10 protein-coding genes, 1 other RNA gene and 1 riboswitch are annotated in these 9197 nt (G+C 57.9%); all 11 genes read right to left on the bottom strand.

Annotated elements, in window-relative coordinates:
* Nucleotides 1-156: 156 nt before the first annotated feature.
* Nucleotides 157-855, bottom strand: coding sequence for a C40 family peptidase (locus ACTQY1_RS08850; protein WP_022486707.1), 699 nt, complete (start codon nucleotides 853-855; stop codon nucleotides 157-159).
* A gap of 22 nt (nucleotides 856-877) precedes the next feature.
* Nucleotides 878-1000, bottom strand: a riboswitch (cyclic di-AMP (ydaO/yuaA leader).
* A 41-nt stretch (nucleotides 1001-1041) separates the two neighbouring features.
* Entirely contained in the window at nucleotides 1042-1983 is a 942-nt protein-coding gene (locus ACTQY1_RS08845) for a glycosyltransferase family 2 protein (protein WP_022486708.1), read from the bottom strand.
* An 18-nt stretch (nucleotides 1984-2001) separates the two neighbouring features.
* The gene (gene trxA / locus ACTQY1_RS08840) at nucleotides 2002-2346 is read right to left on the bottom strand and encodes a thioredoxin (RefSeq protein ID WP_308664228.1); all 345 of its coding nucleotides are present in this window, start codon (nucleotides 2344-2346) and stop codon (nucleotides 2002-2004) included.
* A 15-nt stretch (nucleotides 2347-2361) separates the two neighbouring features.
* An RNA gene (gene rnpB / locus ACTQY1_RS08835) (RNase P RNA component class A) lies at nucleotides 2362-2703 on the bottom strand.
* 34 nt (nucleotides 2704-2737) lie between these two features.
* Nucleotides 2738-3661 carry a 3'-5' exoribonuclease YhaM family protein gene (locus ACTQY1_RS08830; RefSeq protein ID WP_022486710.1) on the bottom strand — a complete coding sequence of 308 codons (924 nt, stop codon included), beginning with the start codon at nucleotides 3659-3661 and terminating at the stop codon, nucleotides 2738-2740.
* A gap of 12 nt (nucleotides 3662-3673) precedes the next feature.
* Nucleotides 3674-4492 (bottom strand): Nif3-like dinuclear metal center hexameric protein, encoded by an 819-nt coding sequence (locus ACTQY1_RS08825; protein WP_022486711.1) that lies wholly within the window; start codon nucleotides 4490-4492, stop codon nucleotides 3674-3676.
* Complete coding sequence (locus tag ACTQY1_RS08820; RefSeq protein ID WP_022486712.1) at nucleotides 4467-5177, bottom strand: tRNA (adenine(22)-N(1))-methyltransferase; 711 nt, start codon at nucleotides 5175-5177, stop codon at nucleotides 4467-4469. The genes ACTQY1_RS08825 and ACTQY1_RS08820 overlap by 26 nt, the downstream gene beginning before the upstream one ends.
* Before the next feature lie 9 nt (nucleotides 5178-5186).
* Nucleotides 5187-5912, bottom strand: coding sequence for a hypothetical protein (locus ACTQY1_RS08815; RefSeq protein WP_022486713.1), 726 nt, complete (start codon nucleotides 5910-5912; stop codon nucleotides 5187-5189).
* 16 nt (nucleotides 5913-5928) lie between these two features.
* Complete coding sequence (gene ptsP, locus ACTQY1_RS08810) at nucleotides 5929-7563, bottom strand: phosphoenolpyruvate--protein phosphotransferase (protein ID WP_022486714.1); 1635 nt, start codon at nucleotides 7561-7563, stop codon at nucleotides 5929-5931.
* A 12-nt stretch (nucleotides 7564-7575) separates the two neighbouring features.
* Nucleotides 7576-7833 (bottom strand): HPr family phosphocarrier protein, encoded by a 258-nt coding sequence (locus ACTQY1_RS08805; protein ID WP_012938187.1) that lies wholly within the window; start codon nucleotides 7831-7833, stop codon nucleotides 7576-7578.
* Between the two features lie 153 nt (nucleotides 7834-7986).
* Nucleotides 7987-9189: a diaminopropionate ammonia-lyase gene (gene dpaL / locus ACTQY1_RS08800; RefSeq protein ID WP_441374063.1), complete on the bottom strand. Its 1203-nt coding sequence runs from the start codon at nucleotides 9187-9189 to the stop codon at nucleotides 7987-7989.
* Nucleotides 9190-9197: the final 8 nt, after the last annotated feature.

Genomic DNA, 9197 nt, shown 5'->3' with positions numbered 1-9197 from the left:
CTTCGTGGTGGTTGAGGTGAAATGTAGCTTAGATATGTCTTTATTTTATCGTAAGACAAGGGGTCTTGTGAACAGGAGTGTCCACAAGACCCCAACATTTATTATAGAACCCAAAAAAACACCCGTCAGGGATCATCCCTGACGGGGAAGCGGCGGTTAGAGGACTCTTGCCGCTCCGATATATCTTGCGCCCCAGTATCCGCTGAATACGTTGGATACGGTGACACCGGTGCTGCTCCCTGCCTGGAGCATCTGACCGTTGCCGATGTAGATGCCGCAGTGGGAAGGGCCCGGTTCATAAGTTTCAAAGAACACCAGGTCTCCCGGTTCCAGCTCGCTGGAAGAAACTTTCGGGAAAGCATAGTACTGGGCATCCGCTGTCCGGGGGATTTCGATCCCCATCTGCCGGAACACGTACTGGGTGTAACCGGAACAGTCAAAGCCCCAGGGAGTGGTCCCCCCGAATACATAAGGCACGCCCACATAGTCGTAAGCGGTGCTGATCAGCTCTCTGGCCGTGCTGCTGCCGTAACCATAGCTGCTGCCATAGCCCCGGTTGGTGTTCAGCGTACGGTGGGTGGGCATTTCTCTGCCCATGAGCTTTTTGTAGGTGAAGTTCCCGATGACCCCGTCTGCTGCCAGACCCATGCTGGCCTGATATTTCTTTACTGCAGCCACGGTACGGGCTCCATAGACCCCGTCAGGGATCCCGATATCGTAGCCTTCCATCAGGAGCTGTTCCTGGATGGCTGCCACTTCCGGTCCTGACTGACCCTGTTTGAAACTGGCAAAAACGTTCTGCGCAGGCAGTGCCACTGCTGCGGTGGTTGCCGCTGCCAGCACTACGCCAAGCATCATCCTCCTAAATATAATAAACACATCCTCTCGATTACGCCTACGAAGTTAGCTGCCGGGTGCGGGTCGAGATGCCCTATTCCGAAGAAATTAACCCCACTTTGGTTCCCCCGTTCACATTGCTGTGATTCGGCTTTTTTATTTAGTTTTGCCGGTTCTAATTATAACAATTCTCTTATTCGCTGTCTATTGGCTGTTACCACTTTTCACGATATGTTCACGAATAATATACAAAGGTCTTTGCTTCACTTCATCGAAGATCCGGCCCACATATTCTCCCACGATCCCTATGCCGATCAGCTCCACACCTCCCAGGAAGAACTCTGCCGCTGCCAGGGTGGTCCACCCGGGAACCGCATCCTGGATAATATATTTCACATAAATGACATGACCGATGAGCAGGATGCTCCCCAGCCCTGCAATGCACCCTACATACAGGGCCAGCCGCAGGGGCACCCGGGAAAAGGCCGTGATCCCGTCCAGGGCGAACCGGAGCATTTTCCGCAGATTGAACTTGGAATGGCCGGCGAACCGGGGCGGTGCCACAAATTCCAGGGTGGTGTACCGGAACCCCAGATTGTTCACCATCCCCCGGATGAACCGGGCCCGTTCCCGGAACCGGTTCAGGGCATCCACCGCCTTCCGGTCCATCAGCCGGAAATCGCTGCCCCCAGGGGTGATCCGCACCTCGCTCATGGAATTGATCAGCTTGTAGTATAAGCGGGAGGTTATATTTTTGAACCAGGTGGCGTCTTCCGTGGCTTTCCGCACGGTCTGGACGATTTCGAAGCCCTCTTCCCATTTTTTCAGCAGTTCCGGCACCATTTCCGGCGGGTGCTGGAGATCCCCGTCCATGGAGATCACCGCGTCCCCGGTGGACTGGTCCAGACCGCAGGTCAGAGCCAGCTGGTGGCCGAAATTCCGGGCAAACACATACCCCTGGACATTGGGATCCTTCTCTGCCAGTTCCCGGATCAGCTGGCTGGTCCGGTCTTTGGAACCATCGTCAATGAACAGGATTTCGTAATCATACGGCAAAGGCGCCATTACTTGCGTAAGGCGCCTGTAAAACTCGTGGATATTCTCCTCTTCATTGAAGACAGGCACGACAAAAGAGATCTTTTTCATGCATTGTCTTCCTTTCCGTTATAAAACGGCCAAAGCCTGTTCGTAGGCACTTTTGGGTTCAACCCCTACAAAGCGCTGGACTTCCTTGCCGGCCTTGAACAGCACCACCGTAGGGATGGCGGATACGTTGAACCGCATGGCCACGTCTGGCACCTGGTCCACATCCAGTTTGGCGAACTGGACTTCCGGATGTTCTGCTGCCAGGTCTTCGATAACGGGAGCCAGCATCCGGCAGGGACCGCACCAGGTGGCCCAGAAGTCCACCAGTACCGGTTTGCCTGCATCCTGGATCAGTTTGTCAAAAGCGTCTGCGCTGCCAATATGCATCATTTCCATGGTATTTCCTCCTTCGTGCTTCCGCACAAGGTATTTTTCAAAAAGGTGAGTGCTCAGTAAGCCGAGTTCTGTCAACGATAATCATTTATCTAGCCCTGCAGTTGCCTGCAGGTTCAAGCGACACTACCCGGAAGGATCAGCGGGCCGCTTCATCCCTTCCCTATTTGGTCTTGCTCCGGATGGGGTTTACCAAGCCGGCCAATCACTTGACCGCTGGTGCGCTCTTACCGCACCGTTTCATCCTTACCGGCAAAGCCGGCGGTTTGTTTTCTGTGGCACTTTCCTTAGGGTCGCCCCCACTGGACGTTATCCAGCATCCTGCCCTGCGGAGCTCGGACTTTCCTCATCAGCACAAAGGCTGCCGCGATTATCTTTCCGCACTCACTGGATGAAATGATACCATAGGTTGGTCAATCCGTCAAACCTTCCACAGGTACCGCTGTAACATTTTGTCGTATTCCCAGGATTCGCTCCGTTCTTTTTCGTGGAACTGATTCATGATGGAATCCACTTCGTCCGCATAATGGACGATGAAGGCCTCCTTGGTGACGCACACCACCGGGGATCCTTTGTCCTGGTCCCCGTGATGGCTGAGGATGATGTGGAGGAGCCGTTCCCGCCGGTCCGCCGACAGGTCGGGGATCTTCCGGGCAGCCCGGTCCACGGCCATGGCTCCAATGGAAATATGGCCCATGAGCCGGCCTTCAGTGGTATAGGGGAATCCCAGGTCCGAAGAGATTTCCCGGATCTTTCCCAGGTCGTGGAGCAGGGCCCCGGCAATCACCAGGTCCAGATCCACGTTCCCGATGGCCCCGGCCATGGCCACGGCCAGCCGGGTGACGCACACGGTGTGGTGGAGCAGCCCGCCCACATAGGCATGGTGGAGCCGCATTCCCGCCGGATTCTTCAAGAACTGCCGGAGGGTATTCCCGGAAAACAGGGTTTCCACCAGTTCCCGGAGGCCGTCATCCTGGATCCGGCCCATAAAGGCCTGAAATTCTGTCTTGTATTTTTCCAGATCGATGTGACCGCTGGGCAGCAGATTGGACAGATCGTCCTCTTCCGTCACCGCCTGGACCTTCTGGACAATCACCTGGTAGGCCATGGTGGTGGAATATTTGTTCACATCCACCTTTCCCCCGATGATATAGGGAGAAGGGGCCTCCATGGTCCGGAGCCGGCCAATGGGACCGGCTTCGAAACAGATAAAGGGAATGCAGCCGCTGTTGTCTTCCAGCAGCCCCTTGGCATAAGGCTTGCCGTTGGAGGAGGTGCCCACCTTCTGGAGGCGGACCAGGCAGGGTTGTTCCATGGCATTCCCCAACTGCAGATCTCGGATCATGACAGCCGCCCCTTACACCGTCTGGAGGATCCGTTCTTCTTCGGCACGGATCACTTCAAAATGACGGCCGGATTCATCCCGCCAGGTGTTGAGCACCTGTTCCAGCTTGTCGATCACCGGGCTCTCGGTAAGCTGATGGGTGCCGTCCACTACATTCAGCCCCAGGTTCAGGGCCTTCTGAGCCACATGGTACTTCAGATCTCCGGTAACCAGGGTATCGGCACCGGCCGCCAGGGCATCCTCCATAAAGTCGGCTCCGCTGCCGCCTACTACGGCCACTTTGTAAACCGGTTCTTCCCCGCCGGCAAAGGTCAGGTGTTCCGCACCCAGGTCATCCCGGACCTTGGCAGCGAAAGCATTCAGTTCCATCGGTTCGGCCAGCACCCCGATCCGGGCCAGTCCCTGTTCCGGGCAGTCCTTCCGGGGGATTTCCGTTACATCTTCCAGACCCAGCCGGGCGGCCAGCACATCATTGACCCCGCCTTTGGCCGCATCCAGGTTGGTATGGGCCGCATAAAGAGCCACATCGTGTTTGATCAGCTCATAGAGCACTTCCATCTTGGTGTCCGTAACCGCCAGAGTCTTGGGCAGGCTGAAATAATAGGGATGGTGGGTGATGATGATGTCACATTCCTGTTCGATGGCCTGTTCCGCCACTTCAGGGCTCAGGTCCAGGGCCACCAGGATCTTGTGCACATGCTGGGCCAGATGTCCCAGGAGCAGCCCCGGGTTGTCCCAGCTTTCCGCATAGGCTACAGGGGCCAGCTGGTTCATGAACAGACAAATGTCCGTTACGGTGGTTTCCTTACTTTCCATTTCTTCCGTTTCCACAGTCAATTTCCTCCAGTTGTTTCCAAAGGGTCTCATATTCCTTGTACTGGCGGCTGGCCCGGGCCCGCTCACTCCGGTCCATCTGGGTCAGCAGCCGTTGGATCTTCTTTTTCTTTTCCGCCACGAATTCTGCCAGCAGGGGATGATGCCGGCGGACCAGATCATCCCCCACTTCCCGGCAGCTGCCAGGATATTTCCAGCCCGGGGAAGGTTCCAGGAGCAGCAGTTCGTAAAGCCGCTTTCCCTCCCGGACCAGCTCCTCCCGGACCACCGCCCAGCCATGGTCTTCCGCCCAAAGCCGGAGCCGGCAGGAATCGCTCATGGGCTGGAGCACCAGATGTCGGAAGGCGGGATGCTGCCACACCTCCGGGGCTTCCCCCAGAATCTGCAGCATGGTTTCCGCCCCCATGCCTGCCATAACAGCCGTTTCCACTTCGCCCGGGGCCACCACGGTCAGGCCGCTGCCCTGGCGCACGGCGATCCGTTCTTCCAGATGGAACTGCCGGACCGTGTGCCGGGCTGCCTCACAGGGACCGGGGACCACATCCCCGGCAATGGCCTGCTCAATTTTTCCTTCCTGGAGCAGCAGTACCGGCAGGTAGGCATGGTCCGTGCCCACATCTGCCAGGGTCCGGCAGGGAGGCACCAGGGCCGCCACTGCCTCCAATCGAGGTCCAAAATGCATGGTTTCTCCTTACTCCCGTTCCAGGATGAACTTCCGGGCATCATCCAGGCTGGTCACGTCCCGCCAGCCGAAGCACCGGAGCTTTTCGCACAGAGCAAAAGCTGTTTTGTATCTGCCGATAAGGGCCTTGGCCTGGCGGAGGATTTCCCGTCCCGCCGGACTGTTGCAGTAGCCTTTCATGGCTTCTTCCAACAGGCTCCTGTCTTTCCAGCTCTTTTCCCGGAAACAGCTGTGGACGAACAGGAACAGATCCAGCACCCGGGGGTCCGCGTCGATGAACCGCTTTTCATTTTCCCAGTCCAGGAAAGTGATCTTGTCCTGTTCCTTGTCATAGGCAATGTCCCGGAGAGCCGGCCGGCCATGGTGGAGCCCCATCTGGTGGAGTTTCGCCAGGGCTTCCCCTGCCTTGTGGTAGGCTTCCAGCCGGCAGTCCTTCCAGGGGGCTTCCTTGGCCACCCCCTGGAGGGTCTTGCCCACCGCTTTCATGACAAAATAGTCATCCTGGAGCAGGACGATTTCCGGTGCCAGGGGAAAATACTGGTTCACCGTCATGATTTTGTACACCTCGCACCAGAAGGCCCCTTCCACACTTTGTTTGGCAAAGGCGTTCCGGTGGTTGGACAGTTTCCGTTTGATGAACAGGGCCTGGTCCTGGTACAGGAAAGGCAGGACCCGTTTATCCGGCTGGAGGGCAATGGCTTTGTCCGCCGCCTGTTTCAAATCCAGATCGATCAACGGTCCGCCTCCTTTCTCATTCCGCCCGAAGGGTGCTGATCAGCTTCCGGGCCCCCAGGATCTTCCCGGGGGACATGCTCAGTTCATCCACACCCATGGCTACAAAATAAGGGATCAGTTCCGGGTCCGCTGCGGCTTCTCCGCAGATGCCCACCCAGCAGCCCCCGGCATGGCCGTTCCGGATGGTCAGGTCGATAAGCCGGAGCACCGCCTTGTGACTGGCCTTCCCCAGTTCTTCCAGGCTGGCATTCTGCCGGTCCACCGCCAGAGTGTACTGGGTCAGATCGTTGGTGCCGATACTGAAGAAATCCACGTACCGGGCCAGGTCGTCGCTGATGATGGCCGCCGCCGGCGTTTCGACCATGATCCCCACTTCCAGCTTCTCGTCAAAGGGGATTCCTTCTGCCCGGAGGCTGGCTGCCGCCTGTTCCAGAAGGGCCCGGGCCGCCTTCACTTCCTCTGCGGAAACGATCATGGGGAACATCACTGCCACTTCCCCATAGGCGGAGGCCCGGAGAATGGCCCGGAGCTGGGTCAGGAAGATTTCCGGCCGCTTCAGGCAGATCCGGATGGCTCTGAACCCCAGAGCCGGATTCTCTTCTTCCGGCAGCTGGAAATAGCCCACTTTTTTGTCCGCCCCGATGTCCAGGGTCCGGATGATCAGCTTCCGGCCTTCCAGTTCCTGGGCAGCGGTACAGTAGGCTTCGAACAGTTCGTCTTCCGTGGGATAGTCTTCCCGTCCCAGATAGAGGAATTCACTGCGGAACAGGCCTACCCCTTCCCCGTCGTTCTGGAGCACCAGGTCGATGTCTTCCGGCTGGCCGATATTCCCGTACAGGGCGATGGTCCGGCCGTCGGCAGTGCAGGTGGGTTTCCCCCGGAACTGTTCCAGGGCATCTTCCGCCGCCCGGTGCTGCTGTTGTTTTTCCTTCAGGGCTTCCAGCACCTTGGGTTCCGGATCCAGCCAGAAATTCCCGGTGCCCCCGTCCAGGGCTCCCAGGGTACCGTTCCAGTCTTCGTCCAGGGTGATTCCCGTATGGACGATGGCAGGGATCTTCATGGTCCGGGCCAGGATGGCGGTGTGGGAGTTGGCGCTGCCTCCGCTGGTCACAAAGCCCAGGATCAGGGATTTGTCCAGCTGGAGGGTTTCACTGGGAGTCAGGTCGTCGGCGCAGATAATGGAAGGCTGGGTGAGAAGTTCCGTCCAGCTCCGGCCTCCCTGGGCCAGAGCATCTTCCAGCTGGCCGCACACCGCCCGCACATCGGCCCCCCGGGCCTGCATGTATTCATCGTCCATGGCTTCCAGCATGGCGGCGAACTGACTGCCCGCTTCCCGGACCGCCCCTTCCGCCGTCATGTGGTTTTCCTGGATCAGACCTGTAATGGTGTCACACAGATCCGGATCCTGGACCATCATCTGATGGACTTCAAAAATGCCGGCTTCTTCTTCCCCTACCTGCTGCCGTGCTTTTTCCTTCAGCCCTTCCAGGGTTTCGATGACCTGCTGCTGGGCAGCCTGGAGCCGTTTCAGTTCCTGCTGGGGATCCAGACAGGTGTCCAGCCGGATCTCCGGCTGACGGCCTGCCGGCTTTACCAGGATGGGCCCTGCCGCAACCCCGGCAGAGGCTCCCTTCCCTTGTACAAGCTTCATGGACAGTCCTCCTTACAGATTGGCTTTCAGGAATGCTTCCAGAGCGGCTGCCGCTTCTTTTTCATCCGGTCCTTCCACGGAAACCGTCAGTTCCATGCCGGCTTTGATCCCCATGCCCATCAGGGAGAAGATCCGTTTCAGGTCCCCGGTCTTGCCGTTGCCGGCCACGCTGCATTTGGACTGGAATTTGGCCGCTTCCTTTACCAGCATGCCGGCGGGACGGGCATGGATACCCTGAGGATCCTGGATGGTATACGTAAATTGAATCATGAGAATGACCTCCTTGAAATTGAAAAAAATGGATACTTATATTTTATTATATCATAAAAAGGCGCCCCTGTCCCAGGAGGACGGGGGCAAGGAATTATGCGGTCAGGGGGGCAGGCCCGGCGCCCCGCCAATGTGGTCAGGTGGTCAGGTGCATCAACTGCAGGGTTTTCCCCAGGCTCCGTCCCAGACGATGCGCCGGTAGCTCTCCCGATCCGTAGCGCCTTCAGTGCTGATGCACAGGACCCGGGAATCTTTGTCCAGGCCCAGTTCCTTTTTCAGAGGTTCCAGCTCTTTGTTCCGATACAGTTCACAGACAAAGCCGCTGGTTACCGCTCCGCTTTCCCCAGAAATCACTCTGGAGTCCCCGGGGACCGGTGCGCCCAGGATCCGCATGCCCTGGGCCGCCACCCAATCAGGAACAGAAGCGAAATGCTCGGCATGAGCTGCCAGTTCTCCCCAGCCCAAGGTACAGGGTTCCCCGCAGGCCAATCCGGCCATAATGGTGTCCAATGCCCCAGTCACAGTGTGGAGCTTCCCATCCCCGGCAGCGGCCGTACGGAAGATGCAGTCCGCCCGATTGGGTTCCACAATGGTGATCACTGGCTTCCGGCTGCCGTAATAATCAGCGAAGAAACCTGCAAGAGCCCCGCTCATGGCCCCCACTCCCGCCTGGAGAAAAATGTGGGTGGGCGGCTGGGAGGGAGCCTCTGCCGCTTCCAGGGCCAGGGTGGTGTACCCTTCCATGATCCACCCGGGAATGGTTTCGTATCCTTCCCAGGCCGTATCCTGGACCAGTACTCCGCCGGTTTCTTCCGCCACCCGGGCAGCATGGCGCACCGTATCATCATAATTGAATTCCGTGATACAGGCATCGCTGCCCAAAGCCCGGATGTTCTCCAGCCTTTCCCGAGAACTTCCTTTGGGCATGAATACCCGGCTCTTCACTCCCAGGCAGTGGGCGGTCCAAGCAATGCCCCGGCCGTGGTTCCCGTCGGTGGCCGTCACAAAGCACAGATCTTTGATCTTTGCATGGACTGCAGGATCCTGGAGCAGGGCAAAAGTCATTTCTGTTATGGGAATCCCCAGTTTCTCTCCCAGGACTTGGGCCACGCAGAAACTGCCGCCCAGTCCCTTGAAAGCATTGAGCCCGAACCGGAAGCTTTCATCTTTCACATAGAACGCCTCCAGCCCCAGGTGTTCTGCCAATCCTTTCAAATCCACCAGAGGCGTGGGCACGTATCCCGGGATGGTCCGATGGAAGTTCCAGGCGGTTTCTGCTGCCTGCCGGGTAAAAAGCCCGTCCCATTGACATTTCCCGCTGGATTTCCGGGTCACGATCTTGATTTCGTTCTCCATGGTCATGC

The sequence above is a fragment of the Acidaminococcus sp. HCP3S3_G9_1 genome (genome assembly GCF_052122455.1).
Taxonomy (GTDB): Bacteria; Bacillota; Negativicutes; order Acidaminococcales; family Acidaminococcaceae; genus Acidaminococcus.
This window is presented reverse-complemented; position numbering and strand designations above follow the sequence as displayed.

Coding starts and splice junctions, on each gene's coding strand:
- ACTQY1_RS08820 (WP_022486712.1), bottom strand. CDS start 5,177: ATGCATTTTGGACCTCGATTGGAGGCAGTGGCGGCCCTGGTGCCTCCC.
- ptsP (WP_022486714.1), bottom strand. CDS start 7,563: ATGAAGCTTGTACAAGGGAAGGGAGCCTCTGCCGGGGTTGCGGCAGGG.
- ACTQY1_RS08830 (WP_022486710.1), bottom strand. CDS start 3,661: ATGATCCGAGATCTGCAGTTGGGGAATGCCATGGAACAACCCTGCCTG.
- ACTQY1_RS08805 (WP_012938187.1), bottom strand. CDS start 7,833: ATGATTCAATTTACGTATACCATCCAGGATCCTCAGGGTATCCATGCC.
- ACTQY1_RS08850 (WP_022486707.1), bottom strand. CDS start 855: ATGCTTGGCGTAGTGCTGGCAGCGGCAACCACCGCAGCAGTGGCACTG.
- ACTQY1_RS08845 (WP_022486708.1), bottom strand. CDS start 1,983: ATGAAAAAGATCTCTTTTGTCGTGCCTGTCTTCAATGAAGAGGAGAAT.
- dpaL (WP_441374063.1), bottom strand. CDS start 9,189: ATGGAGAACGAAATCAAGATCGTGACCCGGAAATCCAGCGGGAAATGT.